Source organism: Armatimonadota bacterium (genome assembly GCA_020354555.1).
Taxonomy (GTDB): domain Bacteria; phylum Armatimonadota; class Hebobacteria.
The window spans coordinates 1,925,849-1,945,379 of sequence record CP070648.1; the positions used below are offsets into that span (position 1 = coordinate 1,925,849).

15 protein-coding genes are annotated in these 19,531 nt (G+C 67.1%); 11 read left to right on the plus strand and 4 right to left on the minus strand.

What is annotated here, in order from left to right; translation table 11 throughout:
• Positions 1-92 precede the first annotated feature (92 nt).
• Entirely contained in the window at positions 93-2,885 is a 2,793-nt protein-coding gene (locus JSV65_07875) for a hypothetical protein (protein ID UCH36260.1), read from the plus strand.
• 138 nt (positions 2,886-3,023) lie between these two features.
• A complete protein-coding gene (locus JSV65_07880; GenBank protein UCH36261.1) occupies positions 3,024-4,652 on the plus strand; it encodes a sigma-70 family RNA polymerase sigma factor in 1,629 nt (542 codons plus the stop codon).
• A 72-nt stretch (positions 4,653-4,724) separates the two neighbouring features.
• On the opposite strand, the gene JSV65_07885 is transcribed toward JSV65_07880, so the two are convergent.
• The gene (locus JSV65_07885; protein ID UCH36262.1) at positions 4,725-5,567 is read right to left on the minus strand and encodes a polysaccharide deacetylase family protein; all 843 of its coding nucleotides are present in this window, start codon (positions 5,565-5,567) and stop codon (positions 4,725-4,727) included.
• A gap of 186 nt (positions 5,568-5,753) precedes the next feature.
• Between JSV65_07885 and JSV65_07890 the strand changes: the two genes are divergently transcribed.
• The gene (locus tag JSV65_07890) at positions 5,754-6,248 is read left to right on the plus strand and encodes a hypothetical protein (protein UCH36263.1); all 495 of its coding nucleotides are present in this window, start codon (positions 5,754-5,756) and stop codon (positions 6,246-6,248) included.
• A gap of 71 nt (positions 6,249-6,319) precedes the next feature.
• Positions 6,320-8,317 carry a hypothetical protein gene (locus JSV65_07895; protein UCH36264.1) on the plus strand — a complete coding sequence of 666 codons (1,998 nt, stop codon included), beginning with the start codon at positions 6,320-6,322 and terminating at the stop codon, positions 8,315-8,317.
• 66 nt (positions 8,318-8,383) lie between these two features.
• Here the strand turns inward: JSV65_07895 and JSV65_07900 are convergent, their stop codons facing one another.
• Together JSV65_07900 and JSV65_07905 are read right to left on the minus strand one after the other, a co-directional pair.
• Complete coding sequence (locus JSV65_07900) at positions 8,384-9,265, minus strand: glycerophosphodiester phosphodiesterase family protein (protein UCH36265.1); 882 nt, start codon at positions 9,263-9,265, stop codon at positions 8,384-8,386.
• Between the two features lie 252 nt (positions 9,266-9,517).
• Complete coding sequence (locus JSV65_07905; GenBank protein ID UCH36266.1) at positions 9,518-10,678, minus strand: Gfo/Idh/MocA family oxidoreductase; 1,161 nt, start codon at positions 10,676-10,678, stop codon at positions 9,518-9,520.
• A gap of 229 nt (positions 10,679-10,907) precedes the next feature.
• Here JSV65_07905 and JSV65_07910 point away from each other — a divergent pair, with 229 nt between their 5' ends.
• Positions 10,908-11,756: an amidohydrolase family protein gene (locus tag JSV65_07910; protein ID UCH36267.1), complete on the plus strand. Its 849-nt coding sequence runs from the start codon at positions 10,908-10,910 to the stop codon at positions 11,754-11,756.
• A gap of 60 nt (positions 11,757-11,816) precedes the next feature.
• Positions 11,817-13,586 carry a right-handed parallel beta-helix repeat-containing protein gene (locus tag JSV65_07915; protein ID UCH36268.1) on the plus strand — a complete coding sequence of 590 codons (1,770 nt, stop codon included), beginning with the start codon at positions 11,817-11,819 and terminating at the stop codon, positions 13,584-13,586.
• 58 nt (positions 13,587-13,644) lie between these two features.
• On the opposite strand, the gene JSV65_07920 is transcribed toward JSV65_07915, so the two are convergent.
• Positions 13,645-14,712, minus strand: a complete 1,068-nt coding sequence (locus JSV65_07920) for a DUF4349 domain-containing protein (protein ID UCH36269.1) — start codon at positions 14,710-14,712, stop codon at positions 13,645-13,647.
• 292 nt (positions 14,713-15,004) lie between these two features.
• Here JSV65_07920 and JSV65_07925 point away from each other — a divergent pair, with 292 nt between their 5' ends.
• The 5 genes from JSV65_07925 to JSV65_07945 form a co-directional block, all read left to right on the plus strand.
• Positions 15,005-16,090 carry an LptF/LptG family permease gene (locus tag JSV65_07925; protein UCH36270.1) on the plus strand — a complete coding sequence of 362 codons (1,086 nt, stop codon included), beginning with the start codon at positions 15,005-15,007 and terminating at the stop codon, positions 16,088-16,090.
• 79 nt (positions 16,091-16,169) lie between these two features.
• Positions 16,170-17,576, plus strand: coding sequence for a sulfatase (locus tag JSV65_07930; protein UCH36271.1), 1,407 nt, complete (start codon positions 16,170-16,172; stop codon positions 17,574-17,576).
• A gap of 108 nt (positions 17,577-17,684) precedes the next feature.
• Positions 17,685-18,470, plus strand: a complete 786-nt coding sequence (locus JSV65_07935; GenBank protein UCH36272.1) for a hypothetical protein — start codon at positions 17,685-17,687, stop codon at positions 18,468-18,470.
• Between the two features lie 242 nt (positions 18,471-18,712).
• Entirely contained in the window at positions 18,713-19,018 is a 306-nt protein-coding gene (locus tag JSV65_07940; protein UCH36273.1) for a hypothetical protein, read from the plus strand.
• The coding region (locus JSV65_07945; GenBank protein ID UCH36274.1) for an electron transport complex subunit RsxC at positions 19,018-19,531 on the plus strand (514 nt) is incomplete at its 3' end. The genes JSV65_07940 and JSV65_07945, both read left to right, overlap by 1 nt.

Here is a 19,531-nt window from a genome sequence, read left to right on the forward strand (position 1 = left end):
ACCTCGGCGAGCCGCGCGTCGTGCGCCTGGGCAACCGGGATGCGGTGGAGCCATTTTCTGTCGCCTGATAGCGCGTAACACGGAGTTGACCGATGATTCATGTTCGGAAGCCTCAGCGGCTTGCTGCGGCAGTGCTCGTCGGGCTGTGGGTCGCCTGCGCTGCTGGGGCAGCGAGTGACGCATTCCGCCCCGCCGCGATGCCGGATGGCGCGATGGCGACGGATTACATGCGCATCCTGTCGCGCTTCCCGATCTACGCCGAGCGCGGGTGGCACGATAACTATCAGGGCTTCGAGGGCGTCGGCTACTTCGGCGACGGCGAAAGCGACGAGAACGGCCAGCGTACGCTCGCGAACTTCATCCTGACCTACGCGCTGCTCGCGACCGAGCCGGGATACGACGCCGCCGTTTCCGGCATGTCCCAGGCGCGGATCGCAGAGCACGCGCTCGCGGCGATCCGTTACTGGATGCGCACCCACCTCACCCAGGACCTGAAATGCACCGACGGCCGCCCGTGGGGGCATCACTGGCAGTCGTCGTGGTGGACCTCCAAGGCGCTGACGGGGGCGGACCTCCTGTGGGATCGCCTGTCGGAATCGGAGAGAACGCGCCTCGCCGAGGTCGTCAGCAGCGAGGCCGACCGCCTGTGCTACATCGAAATCCCGACCGGCGAGTACGGCGACACGAAATCCGAGGAGAATGCCTGGTACAGCGAGACGCTGGCGTGGGCGATATGCCTGTACCCGCAGCACCCGCACGCGGCGATGTGGCGGGAGCGGTTCAACGCGTTCTGCATGAATACGCTGTCGGTGGCGGCGGATCTGAACGACGCCAGCGCCGTCGAAGGACGCCGGGTGGCGGAATGGGTCGCCGGCGCCAACATCCATTCCGACTTCACCATCGAGAACCACGGGTTCTTCCACATCTGCTACATGGCGTGCCCGCTGCACTCGCTGGCGTGGGATGTCTATGTCTTCCGGCGGTTCGGGCACGAGCCGCCGCCGCCGGTGTTTCACCACGTGCGCGACGTGTGGGAGACGCTGCGCCGATTCGCGCTGTGGGAGGGCCGATTCGCGTACGTCGGGGGCAAGGATTGGCCGCGCTACGCGTACGGGCTGTACTTCATGATTCCCGCGCTGGTTGTGCAGCAGCAGTACCACGGCGACGCGACGGCGAGATTGATAGAAACTCAACGCGTGGCGGCGTTCGAGTTCGAGCAGTGCCATTGGGCGGATGGGTCGTTCTTTTCGGGGCGCTTCACCCACGGCGTGATGGGCGGCTGGCCGGCGGAATGGAACAGCGACTGCGCGTGCATGCTGGGCATGGCCTATCTGCTGCACAAGCAGGCCGATCACTGGCCGCAGCCGGCGTCCGCGGCGCAATTGGACGAAGCCGCGGGCGGCGTGCTGTTGAGCCGCGAATCGGGACAGGTGAGTTTACGCGGCGCCAACCGTTTCGCGGGGGTAAGCTACCGGGCGCGCGGCGGGCCCCTGCAGGTGACCTTCGGCGCACGCGGCGCCGAAGACATGATGGAGTGGGACACCAACCTCAACGGGAGATACACCGCGGCCGGATTTGACTACACCCAGCGCATCGAGCGCCATGCGGAGACTCCGTTCGCCGGCGGTTTCGCGATCGCCGCGCGGATGCTGGAGGGCCGGCGCGAGGTCGTCGAGCGCCGCGCGGACGGCGGGGTGGCGCGCGCCCTGCGCCTGAGCGACGCCAACTCATTCGTCGGCGCGATCCGCACGCCGCATCATCCGCTGCTGGCGCGCCCGCATCGCATCACTGCCCTCGATGGCATGGCGACGCTCGACACGATTGAGTACGCATCGCCGGAGTGGCGCGTGCTGGCGGCGGACGTGGAGGGCAGGCCTGCGATCATGCAGGCGCGGATCGGCAAGGGCACCATGGTCATCTCCATGGCCGAGATCGCCGGGGATTACGTGGCCGGCAAGCCGACCGGAAAGCTGTTCGAGAACCTGGTCGCGCTCCTGCGCGGGCAAGGGCCGCGGCTCGGCTACGTGCCGGTCGAGCAGATCGGCCGCCAGGCGCTGGATCGCGCCGGGGTGCGATACGAGGTCGTGCGCGACGTTACCGGCGCGGATCTCTCGGTGTACGACGCGATGTTCGTTGATCGCAGCAGCACGCGCGAGTTGGATGCCGCTTGGCCGCGGCTGATGGAATACGTGCGCGGGGGCGGATTCCTGTTCAAGCTGTGCCTGCAAGATGCGGGGTGGCGCCCGGAGTGGCTGGCGGCGACCGCGATCGAGCACGCGTTCACGCACGACATCGCTATCGCCGCCTTGCCCGACGACCGCACGCTGATTCGCTACGATCGGCGCACCGCCGCGGACGCCGTCGAGGTCACCCGCCGCGCCGGCCTGCGCTGGCACGTCGTCAATGACATCTTCAACGGCAACATGCGGACCTTCCATCACGAGAACGGCGCCGCAGTGGTCTTCGGCGTACCCGATGAGGCCGGCGCGCGGGCGCGGACGATTCCCCTGCCGGGGCGCTGGCTCAACGTGGACAACCGCGTCGGGCTGGCGGTTCTGTCGGGCGAGGGGCAGATCGCGCTGTACGACAGCGTCGAGCGCCGCGCGGGCGCGTCATCCATCTGCTTCGAGGACGTGTTCCTCCCGTACTCCGATGAGGCCGTGCCCTGCGCGCGCGGCGAGGTCGTGCAGGAGACGGTGGTGGCGCTGTTGGCGGGCGCGGATGGCGAAGAGACGCGGCGGTATGCCGAGGCCGCGCCGTGTCGCATCGCCGAGCGCAGCGAGGACGCGGTTGCCCTTGAGATCACCGCCCCTTCGGGTGAGCGCTATCTGATACGCGCCGACTTCGCGCGAGGTGAAGTGAGCTGTCATCCCGCCGGCGGATGAGGTCTTCCGTCCCCGCCGCGTGTTGACGGCGGTCGCGTGGGCGTTGTGATTTCCGTGTCGTATGCAACCTTTTGCGCGGGATTGGTATCATTGTTATGAACGCGCCGCGCGGGAATGGGGCGCGAAGCTGAGGAGCGTATGGCGGCCGAGTCAACCGATGGAGACCTCGTCGGCCTGACGCGCGGGGGAGATACGGAGGCGTACGGCACGCTGGTGGCGAGGTACCAGGGCCACGTCTACGGCCTGGCGTACAGCTTGGTCGGCAACTGGGCGGATGCGCAGGACATCGCCCAGGAGACGTTCATCCGGGCGTACGTCAATCTCGATCAGCTGCGCGAGCCGCCGCGCTTCGCCGCGTGGCTGCGGCGGGTGACGTTCAGCGTGGCGATGAGGTGGCTCAAGGCGTTTCGGCCGGGTCTGTTCAAGCAGCTCGACGGGCAGGTTGACCTCGACAGCCTGGAGATTCCGGACTTCCGCCCCGGGCCGCCGGAGGTGGTGGAGCGGCGCGAGTTGGCGGAGGCGGTGCAGCGCGCGATCGCATCGCTGCCGCCGAAGTACCGCGTGCCGCTGACGATGTTCCACCTCGACGGCCTGTCATACGACAAGGTCGCCGACTTCCTCGACATCCCTCTGGGCACGGCCAAGTCCCTGATTCACCGAGCCAGGGCGAAGCTCAAGGGCGCCCTGGCAACCTATGCGGCGGAGGAGATAACACCTGTGGTGCAAGAGGTTTTCGACGAGCACAAGCTGCCTGCGGAGTTCGCCCGGAAGGTGCTGGAGAAGGTGCCGACGCTGGGCTGGGGCAGGGGGCGGGAGTGTACCTTCGCGGGGGCGCTGGAGGCGGCGCTGGCGGTGACCAAGCATCCCTACTCATACACCGACATCATGGGCTTCACCGGCTTGGCATTTCGCGTGCGGTGGTTCTGCGGCAACGAGCGGGGCCGGTGGTGCCCATCGTCGGCGGTGGGAGAGATGCCGGAGGCGGCAGAGGCCTTTACCAAGGCCACCGGCTGGCCGATTCGCTGGGGATTCTTGGCGGCGAACGATCCGTCCAACGTGGAACGCCTGACGGCCGAAATCATGGCTTCGATTGACGCGGGGCGGCCGGTGCTCGCGTACGAGCCGCGGCTCAACATGGACGTGGTATACGGCTACGAGGACGGCGGCAAGATGCTGCTGCTGCGCGATTACTTCCAGGGCGAAGATCCGCTGCGACTCCCGCCTTCGAAACTCGGCTTCCTGATCGCGTTCGTGGGCGAGCGCGGCAAGGCCTTGTCGCACCGCGCGGCGGTGATCGAGGGACTGCGAATCGCGGTGCGGAACTGGAAGCGCGAGCGGCATGCCGAAGGCCCCGGCGAGTACTGGTACGGCGCCGCGGCCTTTGCCCGCTGGATCGAGGATCTCGCGGACGGGAAGCTCTCGACCGACGAGAAGAAGCTCTTCCATCACGTCAACTGGTGGAACTTCAACACGATGGCTGACGCCAGGCGCGCCGCCGTGGCATTCCTGCGCGAGGCGTCCGGGGGATTGAACGGCGACGCCGGCGCCGCGCTCTCTCGCGCAGCCGATCTCTACGAGCAGGAGAGCGATCTCTTCGGGCAGGTATTCGCGAGCAAAGACGCCTTCCTCAGCCCGTCGAGCGGGAAATCGCTGCGGAGCTGGACTGCGCGCGTGCGCCGCCGCGAGCAAGAGATCCTGTCCGAGGCGCGGAAGATCGAGGACGCCGCGATCTCGGAGATCGAGAAGGCGCTCGCGGCGATCGCGTAGGCGGCGAGCGCGGGGCGCGCATGAAGCTGTCGCTCGGCGCAAGCGAGACGCTTGCGCCACTATGATCGCGGGTCACGCGCCGCGTCTGCCGGCAAGCGCTTCCTCATAGTACCGATCCGCGGTCGTGAAGCGGATACCCGTATCCTTTGCGTAGGTGATGAAGTCCCGCAGCCACGTGCTCTTGTGCTCGAAGCTCTGGCGAGTAGCACAGCCGTGGTCGTGCGAGCAGGCGCTCCACACCAGGTCATCCTGCGCGACACGCCGGGCGACGGTCCTCAGGTGAGCCTGGTACGTGTCATCCGGGCCGGGGCGCGCGAACATGCGCCAGTAGAAGTCGTCCTGGTAATCGTGGACGAGGATCTCGAGCACGTCGTCGAACCCCTGCGTCTCGTAGAAGAACGGCTGCCAGTCCAGCGGCACGGGCTGGCAGTCGTGTTCATTGCGGGCGAAGGTCCGCAGGTGCCGGAAGCCGTGCCGGTGCACGATTTCGAGTATGTCGGGACGGTCCTGCAGGCCGCGATAATACCCCCAGGGGCCGGTCAGTCCGCGCGGCTCGCGGCCGAGGACGTCCTGGAACACGCGCCCGCATCGGACGAGGTCGGCGTCAGTCTCCTCAAGCGTCACGCCGCGCCGAAGATACTGGCGCTTGTCGTCGTGGCCGGCAATCCCGGGCGGGAGATCCATGAACACCGTCTTGAGCAGGATATGGTCGTAGGTGTGGCACTGGAGGTCTATCAGGGGGTCGTGCTCGAGCGCCGCGAAGACCTGGGGGTGCATCTCGAGAACGCGCCCGGTCACGTAATAGGTGACGGGGACGCTGAGGTCGTGATACATCTCGGTTGCGTACTCTGCGTAGCCGCGCGAGTCGTCCGAAGCCGATTCGACGTCAATGCCCAGCAGGATCGTACCCGGCATATAAGTCCTCCGTCAGGATTCCGCGCACTGTTTCGGCGATGGCCGGCGGCGGCCCTGCGACCGCAAGCCATGCAGATCTCCGCCATCGGCCCCTTCGCGTAGTTGCCAAAGCGGCCCGGCGGGTCTAACATGTTGGGCACGGGATGCGGAGGATTGGGGGATATCATGGCCCGGCTGTCAAGGGTGTTGGCAAACCTACTGAACTATGTACCCGCCGAAGAGCGACACGGGATTGAGCTCGGCCCGGGGCCTCACTGGGAAGTGTCGTCTACCAAGGATTATCGGGAGTTCTTCCGCGCGCTTCCCGATCTCGTTCCGGAAGGGTCGGTTCTCTACCTTGAGGGGTGCGCGCTCGCCAGGGAGATCCGATTGTACGCCTACACGCGCGCAGCCCGGGAAACGAGCAAGGTGGCGATGGGCACGATCTGGCCGCGCCCGAAAGTCCTTCACATTCCCGTCACGCGGGAGAATCTAGCTGGCCTGGCACAGTTGGCGGAGCACCATGCGGAACCCGAAGTCGCTGATCACGTGCACGTGTACAAAGGCGACGAGGTGCTATTGGAATGGTACGACGCCCCTGATCACCCGTTGTCAATCTCAACTGAGATTCCTGAGGACAAAGTGATGCAGTTCTGCGCTAGGTTGGGAGTGACCTATACCAAAGCGGAAAGAAGGGCTTGACGCCTGGGAGACCGCGTGGACGCAACCGTGATCGCGTGACGGCTTCGCGGAGGGAATGACAGGAGCTGCCCGTGGCGGTGCATCGTGTGATCGTCTGTACCATCGGCCTTCTGGTCTGCGGCGTTGTCCTTGCGGAACCGGGCGCGGGGCTTATCCCAAACGGTGGATTTGAGGCGGGGACCGCGCAGGCACTCGAGGGCTGGGAGCGGTTGCCGTGGGGCGAAGGCGGGGCGCCGGATACGGGGACCTCCCATTCCGGCGGGCGGGCGCTGCGGGTGTCGGCGCATGGCGGCATGCGCTCGGAGCTCGTTCCCTACCCCGGCGGGCGCGTCAAGGTCATCGGTTGGCTGAGGACGGAGAACGTCGTGACCGGCGCGCAGCCCTGGCACAAGGCGGCGCTTCAGCTCATCAGCTATAACGCGACGAAAGAGCCCGTCGGCCACAGCGACGTCGCGTTGGTTGACGGCAGTCACGACTGGACGCGCCACGAACGCACGGTGCTCCTCTCGCGCGACGTCGCGTACGTGTCGGTCCACTGCCACCTCTGGGGCGAGCAGACCACCGGCACCGCGTGGTTCGACGATATCTCGCTCGAGTTCCTCGACGAGCCGGGGACGATTCCTCGCAAGCCCGTTGATCTCGAACGAGCGACAGTTACCGTGGACTTCGCGCGTGACCTCGGGGAGTTCCGCCACCTCTGGATCGGCAGTGACGTGTCGTACATGGACCGGGTCGCGACGCCGACGCAGGTCAACGCGATGCGCCACGCGCGGCGGTTCGGGTTCCGCTACCTCCGCATGCACGACTGCGTGCACGACCCGCACATCTACTCCGAGGATACGGACGGCAACGCGGCGTACACCTGGGAGACATTCGACCGCAACATCAGCGCCGTCGTGGACAACGGGATGTGGCCGGTGGTCGTCCTCGAGACGATGCCGCCGGAACTCGCGACGCGCGACGGTGGCCTGGGATGGCACAATCCCTACCCGCCCCGCGGGCCGGCGGAATACCTGAAGTGGCAGAAGCTCGTCCGCGAGATCGTGGTGCACTGCAGGGAGCAGTGGGGCGATGACATCCGCAACTGGTACTTCGAGGTGTGGAATGAGCCGGACGCGGAGGGCTACTTCAAGGGAACGCTCGAGGAGTATCTGAAGATCTACGACCACGCGGTGGCGGGGGCGACGTCGGCGGATCCGCAGATTCGCATCGGTGGGCCGGGCGGCGCGGGCACCGGGTGGTGTCGCGCGTTCCTCGAGCACTGCGCATCGGGCCGCAACGACGCGACCGGCGGAACCGGCTGCCGGGTGGATTTCCTGTCATGGCACATCTACACCGTGGGCGTGGGCCTGCCCGCGTTCGGCAACATCCGCGCGAGCCTCAACGACGTGCGGCGTATCCTCGACGAACTCCCGCAGTACAAAGACCTCCCGACGCTGATCACCGAGTGGGGCTGCGCGTCGAGCAACAACCCGGTCCACGATCGCCCGTACGACGCGGCGTTTCGCGTGATGGCGGTGCGGGAGTTCATGGACGCCGGGATTACCCTGGCACTGCCGTTCTGCCTCGGCGAAGGCCCGCCGCACGCGCACGAAGGCTTCATGGGCGGGCTGGCGCTGTTCACCAAGACAACCATCCCCAAGCCGAGCTTCCGCGCGTTCGAGCTGCTGGACCGGATGGTCGGCAGGCGCATCGCGTGCGAGTCATCCAACGAGCCCGTAGGAGGGCTGGCGTGCGTATCCGAGGACGGGCGGAGAGCCTGGGTGATGCTCTACAACCTGATCGAGAACTACCGGCATGAGCCATATGAGACGGAGGTCACCGTCCGGCTCGCGAACCTGCCGTCGGGCGAATGGCGGTGCGCGGCGGTTGCGATTGCGCCCGGAGGCTGCGATCCCTACCTTGCGTGGGAGGCGATCGGCGGTCCGCAGGAACTGACGCCCGCCCAGCGCGCGGCCCTGCTCGAGGCGAGCGAATTGCCGCAGCCGGAACCGGTCGCACTCGCTCGCGATGAACTGCGCGTGCGCATGGCCGGCTTCTCCGCGATGCTGCTCAGCTTCAGCCGGTGAGCGCGGTGCCAAGCGCGGCGGCGCGTGCGGACGTCCTGGCGCCGCGCGGTCGCCCGCGATTGACCCTCATCCCGGCTTGATTTCCGCACGCAGGTCGAGCAGTAGTCGAGTGTGGTCGGTGAGGATCGCATCGGCCCCCATGCGGAGCAAATTCTCGAGGCCTTGCACGTCGCCTGAGGGGTGGAAGATGCAGATGCGAAAGCCGAGCTGGTGCGCCTCGCGTATTTGCTCGAATTCAATCCGGTCCCACCAAGCGTAGAGGATGCAGTGATCGGGGTTGGCCAGCTCCTTGCCGAACCGCTCGATGACTTCCCCGGGCGGCGTTCGGTAGATGTCGAGGTAGAGGCGAATCCCCGGGTGCTCTTTCACCAGCGGCACCGCGTTCCAATCGTAGATCAGGAAGCGCACTGATTTCGCGCAGCGCAACTCCTCGATCACGGCGACGGTCTTCTCGACCAACTCGCGCCATCGCTCCGAAGTCCCGGAAAACTTGAGGTCGAGCATCGCCTCGCCGCGCGGCGCCACCGTCTGCAAGGCCTCGTGCAGCGTCGGCACCGTTTCCCCGCCCGCGGATAGGCTCCGGATCTGTTCCAACGTCATGTCGGCGACGGCGCCGGTTCCGTCGGTCGTGCGATCTACCGTGTCGTCGTGCATGATGACGAGATGGCCATCCGCCGTGAGGCGCACGTCCAACTCGACGCCGTGGGCGCCGAGGTCGAGCGCCTTGCGGAATGCGGCCAGCGTGTTCTCCGGCGCCTCGGTCGGCGCCCCGCGGTGGCCGATGACGAGAGCCGGGCCGCCGCGGCTCTCGTACGCGCGGGCGAACTCCGCCGCGTACTCGGCGAGACACCCACTGTCCGGTAGGGCGGAGAACAGAATGAACGTGCAAGGAGCGGCTGCAATTACGGACAAGACGTGCACCGATGCGATCTCCCGAAGGCGCCGCATGTGAAGCCAGCCAGGCGCCCGCTGTTCCAGCTCAATGCTACAATAGGCTCCGGTCGGCGTCAACGAGCGGCGAGGTGGTGTCGGCGGGCGCGCTCATCTGCGCCCGCGAGAGGGTGACACCCATCGAGTCGTGCACATCCGAACCGTGTCACCCTCACCTCGATCCTCCCTCTAGTAGGGGGAGGAAGTCTTGGGCGCTCGGGACCCGTGCGCGTGTGGCGGGGCCGCGTGGCCGAGAAGTTGACTGTGCCGCTACGCGATGCCGACCTGTTCGTTGAGGTCGCGCTGGTACTTCTCGATCTTGAGCGACTCGATGTCGGCGACGCGCACCGGCTTGCCAGCTGCCGCCGATTCGTACACCGCCTCGCAGATCGCCTGGTCCTTGTACCCCTCGAGGCCGGTGATCTCGACCTGCGGCCCGCCGCGGATCGCGCGGAAGAATTCCTCCAGCTCTGTCGCGACCGTATCGGTCACGCCGCCCGGGAACCAGCGCTCTTTCTCGTCCCTGGACAGGCTCGCCATGTACTTGCGGACGAGCCGCTTCATCGTCATCTTGCCGTCGCGCGTCACCAGCCCTTCGCCGAAGATCAGCGAGCCCTCCTCGCCGTACACGCCGTGCCGGTTGAAACCCACGCCAGGGGCAGCGGAGGTCGAGGTCCATTCGCCGAGCGCGCCGTTGTCGAACGTCAGCAGCGCCATGACGCAGTCCTCGACGTCAACCTCGACGGGGTCTTCCAGCGTCTCGCCCTTGCGGTAGCGAATGGGATCGAATTTCTCGACCTGCGCGGATACGGTTACGACCTCGCCGACGTGGTAACGGAAGAGGTCGGCGTGGTGGACGCCGCCGTCGAGCACCCAGCCGCCGCCGGCCTCGCTGCGGTGCTCGCGCCAGGTCCAGTACCAGCGGCGCTCGCCGACGTCGATCCAGAACATCATGCGGAGCTTGCCGATGCGGCCCGACTTGATGGCCCAATTGATGGCGCGGTAGTCGGGGGAGCGGCGGTAGTTCTCGGCGACCTGGAACACCGTGCCCGCCTTGCCCGCGGCGTCGAGCATCAGCTTGCCCGCGCGCATAGTCAGCGCGAGCGGCTTCTCGATCGTGACGTGCTTGCCCGCCTCGAAGCACGGGATCGCGACGGTGTGGTGGGCGCGGTGGACGGTCGAGATGTCAACCGCCTCCAGGTTCTTCTCCTTGGCGAGCAGCTTTGCGACATCGGTGTACACGTTCGGCCGCGCGCCTTGGACGGCTTCGATCTCATCCGCGAATCTGACGGCCTTCGCCTTATCAATGTCGCACGTCGCGACGACGCGGAAGTCGCGCAGGTCGGCCTCCCAGAGGTGCTTCAGGCCGCGGAGGTGGGCGCCCATCATGCCGCCGCAGCCGATGAGGCCGAGGGTCACAGGTTCTGACATTCACTCTCTCTCCTTCTATCGTAGCTTGCCGCTGTCCGGCGGATTCCTGGGAGCTTCGACGCGCGCCGTCCCGTTCCTGGCGGCCTGCGCGGTTGTTGAGGGACGAGCAAACTGCGCTTGCGGCGGAGCGATAGGGTGTCCGAGTTCCCCGGCCGGCGACAGGGCCGAGCCGTGCGCGCGCCGAAATCGTGGCGCGCGGGGAGTGCCGCAGGCGGGAGAGGAGCGGTTCATGATTGACTTCCACGTTCACATCGGCAACATGTATCGCGAGCGGTATCCGCAGTACTCGCCGTTATCCGCGCACCAGTTGATTGACCGCATGGATCGCGAGGGCATCGAGATCAGCGTGCTGCTGCCCCTGGAAAGCCCGGAGGGCTCGTGGGGGTACTTCCTGACCGAGGAGGCGGTGGCGGCGCGCGACATGTACCCGGAGCGGCTCATCGCGTTCTGCTGCGTTGACCCGCGCTATCCGCTGGCCGCGCAGTTTATTGATTACTTCGTCACGCAGCACGGCTGCAAGGGCTTCGGCGAGCACGTCAACGGCCTCGCCTTCGACGACGAGCGCAACAAAGTCATCTACGCGAAATGCAACGAGCACGGCCTAGCGCTGGATTTCGAGATCAACCCCGGGTTGTGCTGGGACGAGGTCGGGCTGCCTCGCTTGGAGTCGTGCCTGAAGGAGTTCGCCGATGTGAAGTTCGTCGGGCACGGGCCGGGGTTCTGGGCGGCCATCTCCGGCGATGACGACGGCGCGGGCGGCTATCCCAAGCGCCCGATCACGCCGGGCGGAGTGGTTGACCGCCTGCTCGCGGAGTACGATAACCTCTACGCCGACCTCTCCGCGGGGTCGGGGTACAACGCGATGACCCGCGACCCGGAGTTCGCGATGGGTTTCATCGGGCGCCACTGGCGCAAGCTGCTGTTCGGGACGGACTACCTGGGGCAGGACCAGCCGATGCCGCAGGTGGAATGGCTGCGCGCGCTTGATGTGAGCGAGGAAGTGCGCCAGGCCATCGCAAGCGAAAACGCGCGGCGCCTGCTCGGCCTACCAGAGAAGCGGAAGAGCTACTGGGACTAGCGCGAGCGGGCCCGCTGACTCCCAGCGAGAGATGACTCGCGACCTCGAAAGGGGCTCATCGTGACCACCGATGACGACGCCGTATGCGCCGATGCGGATTTCCATGTCTCCCCGGGCGGCGATGATGCCAACTCGGGCACCGAGCGTGCGCCCTTCCGGACACTCGCGCGCGCCCGCGATGCCGTGCGCGAAAAGATCGCCCAGAGGCTGACGCGCGACGTGACGGTGCTCCTGCGAGGCGGCGTATATGAGCTGGACGAGCCGGTGGTCTTCGGGCCCGAGGATTCCGGCACCGACGAACACTCCATAACGTATGCCGCCTATCCCGGGGAGAGCCCGATCATCAGCGGCGGCAGGCGGATCGCGGGCTGGCGGCGCGAGTCCGGAGGTCTACGGACGGCGCACGTGCCGGGGCTGGAAGGCGCGCCCCGGTCCTTGTTCGTGGATGACGCGCGCGCGCCGCGGGCGCGAACCCCCAACCGCGACGACGCGCACCCATACTGGACACTTGAGCGGGCCGAGCTGAGCGAGGATCTGAGCACGTTCGCCCTCGATCTCCCTCGCGGGCTCGCCAGGGCGTGGCGTGATATCGAGAACGTCGAGGTGGTCGTGCTTGGCGCCTGGGAGGTTACGCGCAAGCGGCTCGCGGCGGCGGACGAGGCGGCCGGCCGCGTGATCCTCGCTCCGCCGCACGTCGAGGGGCATTCGGCGATCCGGCCCGCGGCCAACATGGCGTGCTACTTCGAGAACGCGGTGGAGATGCTCGACCGGCCCGGCGAGTGGCACCTCGATCGCGGCGCAGCCGTTCTGCGCTATCGGCCGCGAGCCGAAGAGGACGCGTCGCAGGTGAGGGCGGTCGCCCCGGCGTTGAGCCGGTTGCTGACGCTGGCCGGCGCGCGCGAGCGCCCGGTGCGCAACCTGCACTTCACGGGCCTTCGTTTCGCCCACGCGCGGTGGGCGCCGCCGGGTCATGGATACAACGGCATCCAGGCATGCTTCCACTTCCCGCCGGAGCCCGCCGGCGGCGCGAGTGATGACGCGTTGGAGAATTTGCGGATTGACTCGGCGGTTGAGTGGGAGTACGCCGAGCGGTGTAGTCTGATCGAGTGTGAGATCGCACACACCGAGGGCACGGGGCTCAGCCTGCGCCGAGGCTGCTGCGACAACCTGATTCAGCGCAATCGTATCTTCGACGCCGGGGCGAACGGATTGATGGTCGGCGAGAACCTGTGCCACCTATATCATGCGGATCGAGAGCCGCCGGCGGCCGACGTGCCGCGCCGCAATGTGATCCGGGATAACCGCGTTGAGGACTGCGGCGTGGAGTATCACGGCGCAGTGGGTATCTGGGTGGCGTTCACTGACGGAACCGTCGTCGCCCACAATCTGGTGCACGACTTGCCCTACACGGGCATATCGGTCGGCTTCATCTGGAACGACACGCCGACGGTCTGCCGGGGCAACGTCGTCGAGTACAATCACATTCACGACGTCATGAAGCTGCTGGCCGACGGCGGCGGGATCTACACGCTGGGGCTGCAGCCGGGCACGGTGCTGCGCGGCAACCTGATTCACGACGTCCACCGCCACGAATCCACCTGCGCCAAGTCGCCCAACAACGGCATCTTCTTCGACGAGGGGAGCACGGGCTATCTGGTCGAGGATAACGTGATCTACAATACGCCGGAAGGCGCCGTGCGGTTCAATCAGACCACCGAGGACGCGCATACCTGGCGCAACAACAGCTTCGACGTGGCACCCGACGCGCCCGGATTCCCGAGTCAACGCGCGGCGCAGGCGGGGCCCGGACGGGCGGCCAACGGGCGATGATGGCGACGTAAGTCGAGCGACGGGCACAGGCCGGCTCCCTGTGCCCGTCCGCTGCAACCTACCGCGCGCCGGCCGCGGCGCGCGCCTTTCTGCGGGCAGTCCTCACCACGACGTAGACTACTACGGCGAGCACCGCGAACGGAAACACGTACGTGAACCCGATGCCGATCAGGCCCAGCACGTACACGACGTCTCGTAGCGATTTCGTCCACGCGACGGCGATCGCCTTGCCCGCGCTCTTCCAGTTCGATGCGATGGTCGGCTGTGCGCCCTCGCTGTCCTTCTGCACGATCTCGACCGTGATGGTCGAGAGATCCACGCGGTTCTCGAGGAACCTCAGCCTGCCGGTGATGCGCTCGATCTCCTGCTGCACCTCCGACAGCTGGTTGCGCACCGACAAGATGTCCGGGATCTTCTGCGCGCGCCGCATTATCTCGAGCAGCTGCGTCTCCTGGGACTGCCAGTGGCGGAGGCGCGACTTGAGGTCAACGTATTCCTCGGTCACGTCTTGGCTGGAGACCTCGTCCTTCAGGATCCTTCCGTCGAGGCCGGGTGCCAGGTCGAGCAGTCGCCGGTGCACGGCGTGAAATCGGCTCTGGGGCATGCGGAGCACGACGGCTGCGCGCCCGTAGCCCTTGTCTTCCTCGCCCTCTTTGACGTGGCGCGACCCCGCCTGGAGTGAGGCGGAGGTGATCAGGGCGCCTTCGCCGTCGGCGATCGTCTGCACCGCGTCATAGGCCGCGCGAACGTCGCCGACCTCGAGCGCGATCACCGCGGTGAGGATCAACTGCCGATCCCAGGTCTCGAGCCCGGGGAGGGCGGTCATCACCATCCCTGCTTCGCCGGCAGGCACGCCTTGGCCGCCGCCTCTCATGAACAATGGGCGAGCCGCTGCGGCGGATGCCCGGGCCACCTCGAGGTCAACGGCGTCGCTGTAGTTCATGGATAGCCCCATCTCCGTGGATGGGGGGCCCCTTCTCGCCGCCTCGCGGGCCCGCGAGAACAGAGGCAAAATCGCAAACCCCGCAAGCACGAGCAGCACGACGACGACCGCGAGCCCCCACCTCGGCAGGCGAGGGAACCGGCCGGCCTTCCCATCCGTTTCCGGAACAGGCTTGTTCTCCATCTCAGGCCTCCTCCTGCAAAGCGCTCTCGCAGGTTAGACCGCTGGCGCGGGCCGAGTGTTCCGCGCTCTTGCAGACGGATTTGGCCGAGTTGGGGGCGTCGCGTGCGGCGGCTGACAGACTCGCCGGTCCGGGGCGGCGGGCCGATCTCCGGGGGGCTTGAGGTCGTTCCTCGGGGAAACCGGTGCGGGGACGTGAAGGATGCCTGCCTGGGCAGGAGACAAGCTCCTGCCCTACGAAGTAGCAACGGAAGGCTGCGGAGGCGGCGGCCGACGCCGCGGAGCCGGATGACGCATGAGAATCCTTGATCGCTATGTGCTGCGCGAGTTGGCGGCGCCGTTTCTGTTCGGCGTCGCCGCGTTCGCGACGGTCTTCATCGCGGGGAATCTCCTGTTCAAGTTCGCGCGCCTGGTGACGGAGCAAGGGATGCCGCTGGGCGACGCGCTGCTGGTGTTCCTCTACTGGCTGCCGGGGTATCTCGTGCTGACGTTCCCGATGGCGACGCTGCTGGCGACGCTGCTGGCGTTCGGGCGGATGAGCGGGGACGGCGAAACGACGGCAATGCGCGCGGGCGGGGTGAGCTTTCGCCGCGTGATGATTCCGGTGATCGCGGCGGGCGTCGGTATCAGCCTGTTCACCATCGCGTTCAACGAACTCGTGGTGCCGCGCAGCACGCGGGCGGCGGAGGATCTCCTGGCGCGCGCCGCCAAGCAAGCCAGTGGGACGCAGCAGCACGTCCTGGTGCGCGCGCTCGAGCAGGGCGAGATCCGCAACCTGATCTACGCCCGCGAGTTCAACCGCGCCCGCGGCGAGCTGCGCGACGTGACCTACGTGCAGTATACGGCCGGCGAGCCGGTGTTGGTGATCCAGGGCGAGCGCGCGGAGTGGCGCGGCGCGAAGTGGGAGTTCTACGGCGGCTTCCTGCAGCACCTCGACCCGTATCGCAAGAGCACGCTCATCATTCGCAAGGATCATCCGCTGCGGTTCGACCTCGGCCACGATCCCGAGGACATCGCACTGCGGCGGCGCGAGCCGGAGGAGCTGACCTGGCGCGAGCTGGGCGATTACCTCGCGCGCCTGGCGAAGGAAGGCGTGCCCGCGCCGGAGCTGCGCGTCCAGTGGCATCACAAGCTGTCGGTGCCGTTCGCCAGCCTCATCTTCGCGCTTATCGGCGCGCCGCTCGGCTTGCGTTCGCCGCGCACCGGGTCGGCACTGGGGCTGGGGCTGAGCGTCCTCATCATCTTCATCTATTACGTGATCTGGAACTACCTCGGGATACTCGCGGGACGGGGCGCGTTCCCCGCGCTGTGGGCCGCGTGGACGCCGAACATTATCGGCGTGGCCATCGGCGGCGCGCTCGTCCGCAGAGCGGCGAGGTAAAGGGGCGTGGCAGCCGGCGCGCCCGGATAACGGTGGCGCCGAACTCACCACCTGCATCAGCAATCGGAGGGCGAACGGAGTGAACTGCATCTACGTCGTACTTGATACCATGAGGCCGGATCACATCGGGGCGTACGGCAATGAGTGGATTCACACGCCGAACCTCGACGCGTTCGCGCAGGACGCCGCGCTGTTCACTGCGGCATATCCCGAATCGCTACCCACGCTGCCGTTTCGCCGCGGGTTGTACACCGGCGCGCGCGTGTTTCCGTTCGCCGATCATCGGGCGTACAAGGGCGATTTCGTGGGCGCGCCGGGGTGGGGGCCGATGCGCGAGGAGCGGCACACGATTTCCGAGATACTCAACGCCACGGGTTATCGCACCGGTCTCATCAGCGATGTCTATCATCAGTTCAAGCCGTCGAAGAACTACGCGCGCGGCTTCGATCAGTGGACATGGATTCGCGGGCAGGAGAGCGACAAGTACCGCTCCGGCCCGCCGCCGGCGCCGGAGCTGATCGAGAAGCACTTGCCCGAGGGGGAGTCGGATCGCCCGCTGGAGCAGCGCCGCGGCTACCGGTTGATGCGGCAGTATTTGATGAACGTCGCGGAGCGGCGATGCGAGGAGGACTTCTTCGCGCCGCAGGTGTTCCGCGCGGCGTCGGCGTGGCTGGAGCAGAACCGGGATGCGGAGCGCCTGTTCCTGACGGTGGAGTCGTTCGACCCGCACGAACCGTGGGATCCGCCGGATTACTATCGCCGGCTCTACGATTCGAGCGGCGACGAGGTGCGCAACGTCGCCCTCTCGCCCTATGGGCCGTCGCATCCCCTGACCGAGGCGGAGCTGAAGCGCCTGCGCGCGAACTACGCGGGCGAGGTGACGATGGTGGACCGCTGGTTCGGGTGTCTGCTCGACACCATCGAGCGCCTGGGGCTGACGGAGAACACGATCATCGTCGTCGTGTCCGACCACGGGCACTGCCTGGGCGAGCGCGGGCTCGTGTCGAAGCAGGGGCACCCGATGTCGCGAGAGATCGCGGACCTCGTACTCCTGATTCGGGGGCCGGGGATCAAGGCGCGGCGCAGCGATGCGCTGGTGATGTCGCACGACATTCCGGTAACGATGCTGCGCCTGCTCGGGCTGGAGCCGGCGGACACGATGTCGGGGCTGGATTTCTCGGCGCTGCTGCGCGGTGATGAGAACTCGCATCGCGATCATACAACCACGGCGTGGGGGCCGTTCGTCATGGTGCGCGAGGGGAAGTACTGGTACAACGCGTTTCTCGGGCGCGAGGCGGAGCGGCTGTATGACTTCGAGGCCGACCCGGGCCTGACGCGCAATGTCGCCGGGGAACACGACGACGTGTGCCAGAGCATGGCGGACCTGGCGGTCGCGGATGCCGGCGAGCCGATACCGGAGTGGCTGCTGGGGATGCGCAATCAGCCCGGCTGCACGCCGCTGGAGCCGGAACTGGCGGTGGAGTGAACGACCTCCGCGGCGCGGCCGACACGCTCGCGAACACAGCCGGCGGGACGCACGGCAGGGGGGCGCCGCGCCGCTGATCGAGAACGACGAAAAGGAGGACCCGGAACCATGCAGGCAGGGATCTCGATGATGGTGCTGATTCTGATGTCTCTCAATCTCTCGCCGCAGGGGCCGCCCGAGTTGCGGGCGGGGTCGTTCTGGAGCTACAGGATTGATCAGGGCGAGACGAACGTGACGATGCGCATCGTCGAGGCATCGCCTTCCGACGCGGGGACGGCACTGAAGGTGGCGGTGTCCGTCGGCGACGAGGTGAGCCTGGCGATCCGCGTCGTGGTCGCTCCGGACCGGACGGCCATCAGGGCGTGGATGGATGCTCGGTCGGGAGAAACCGCGCCGCTCGACATTGTCATGCCGGAATTGAAGGTTGGGTCACAGTGGCAGTTCCCCGAGGAAGGCACGGTCACCATCCGCGACGTGCAGCCGCAGCCGACGACGACGCCGGCGGGGAGCTTCCCCAACGCGGTGAAGGTCTCGGCCGCTCCCGCAGGCGAGAGCCCGGCGACGGTGTGGATCGCTCCCGGCGTGGGCTTGCTCGGCGCAGGGCAGCGGGGCGAGAGGGAGATTGAGCTTGTGGACTACGGGCCGCGGGCGGCGATGGTGCAGATGCCCGGCGCGGGGCCGGTCGTACCAGCGAGCACGTTGTTGACGCGTGCACCGTCGATGCTTGGCGCCGGCGCGTGTGCACCGGTGGTAACGGTTCTCGACCGCGACACTTTCATCGTCACCGACCCCGCGACGCGCACGGTGACGGTGTTCCTGCTGGAGCGTCCGAAGCGCGGCGAATGGCGACTGATGAGCAAGGCGGCCGCGCCGTACGGCGCGCAGGAGCCGTGAGCCTGTGTTTGCGGTACGGCAATATGCAGCGGCTTTGCGACTCTGAGGCTTGAGACGGGTCGCGACGCCTAGTGGCGGGGGCGGGCGAAAGAAGGACTGGCGCCGAAGCCGCCGTAAGAGTTGATCATGATGCGATGACTCGCCAGGGCGGTCGAACCACAGCCCTGCTGCGACTGCCTCTTCAGCGCACGATCGCGACACGCGCTCCCGGCAGCACAACGCTCATCGCCGCAACAAGCCCTATGCCTGCCAATGACGAGCCAACAGAGGCGAATCGCGCTTCCTGCTCGGGCTGCCCGATTCGGGATTGCCCCGCGCAAAGCGATGAGGACGGGACGCTTCTCTCCGGCCGGCGCCTGGGGCTGGCCGCGAGCGGGCTGTTTCTGGCGCCGATTGTCCTGGCGCTCGTCGGCGCGGCGTGTTTCGCCGCCGGCTCTGTGGGACAGTTGCTGGGCGCCGCCGTCGGGTTCGGCGCGGGCGTGACCTGCGCGGTGATCGCGACGAAGCTGTTGCTGCGGAAACCACGGGACGACGGACCACCGCATTGATGGCTCTCACCACGGGGAAAGGTCGCTTCGCGGGCGGCGCTCATCCGCCTGAGCGCAAGCACTTCACGGCGGAGGCGCCGATCGAGGTCCTGCCGATGCCGGCTGAGGTGCGCATTCCGCTGCTCCAACATCTGGGCGCGCCGTGCCAGGCGATCGTGGACCCGAAGGCCGAGGTCTCGCTGGGTGACAAGATCGGCGAGGCGGCGGCATTCGTGTCGGCACCGGTGCATGCCAGCGTGAGCGGCATCGTCGGGCGTCTTTCGGTCGCGACGCTCCCCAACGGCCGCCACGTCGCCGTCGTGCCCATCAAGGCGGCCGACGAGCAGCCCCTTTCCGGCGATGCGCTGCTCGAGGATCTGTTCGGCGGCGAATGGCCGACGGATGGTTTCGAGCACTACGAGCCGGGGCAAATCGCCGATGCCGCGCGCGAGGCCGGACTGGTCGGGCTCGGCGGCGCCGCATTCCCCACTCACGTGAAACTGCGGCGGAATGACGAGAAGCCGATTCAGACGC

Excerpts from the sequence above, each read along its gene's own strand:
- JSV65_07940 (UCH36273.1), top strand. The coding sequence starts at position 18,713 with ATGCCTGCCAATGACGAGCCAACAGAGGCGAATCGCGCTTCCTGCTCG.
- JSV65_07910 (UCH36267.1), top strand. The coding sequence starts at position 10,908 with ATGATTGACTTCCACGTTCACATCGGCAACATGTATCGCGAGCGGTAT.
- JSV65_07875 (UCH36260.1), top strand. The coding sequence starts at position 93 with ATGATTCATGTTCGGAAGCCTCAGCGGCTTGCTGCGGCAGTGCTCGTC.
- JSV65_07880 (UCH36261.1), top strand. The coding sequence starts at position 3,024 with ATGGCGGCCGAGTCAACCGATGGAGACCTCGTCGGCCTGACGCGCGGG.
- JSV65_07885 (UCH36262.1), bottom strand. The coding sequence starts at position 5,567 with ATGCCGGGTACGATCCTGCTGGGCATTGACGTCGAATCGGCTTCGGAC.
- JSV65_07900 (UCH36265.1), bottom strand. The coding sequence starts at position 9,265 with ATGCGGCGCCTTCGGGAGATCGCATCGGTGCACGTCTTGTCCGTAATT.
- JSV65_07920 (UCH36269.1), bottom strand. The coding sequence starts at position 14,712 with ATGGAGAACAAGCCTGTTCCGGAAACGGATGGGAAGGCCGGCCGGTTC.
- JSV65_07935 (UCH36272.1), top strand. The coding sequence starts at position 17,685 with ATGCAGGCAGGGATCTCGATGATGGTGCTGATTCTGATGTCTCTCAAT.
- JSV65_07905 (UCH36266.1), bottom strand. The coding sequence starts at position 10,678 with ATGTCAGAACCTGTGACCCTCGGCCTCATCGGCTGCGGCGGCATGATG.
- JSV65_07925 (UCH36270.1), top strand. The coding sequence starts at position 15,005 with ATGAGAATCCTTGATCGCTATGTGCTGCGCGAGTTGGCGGCGCCGTTT.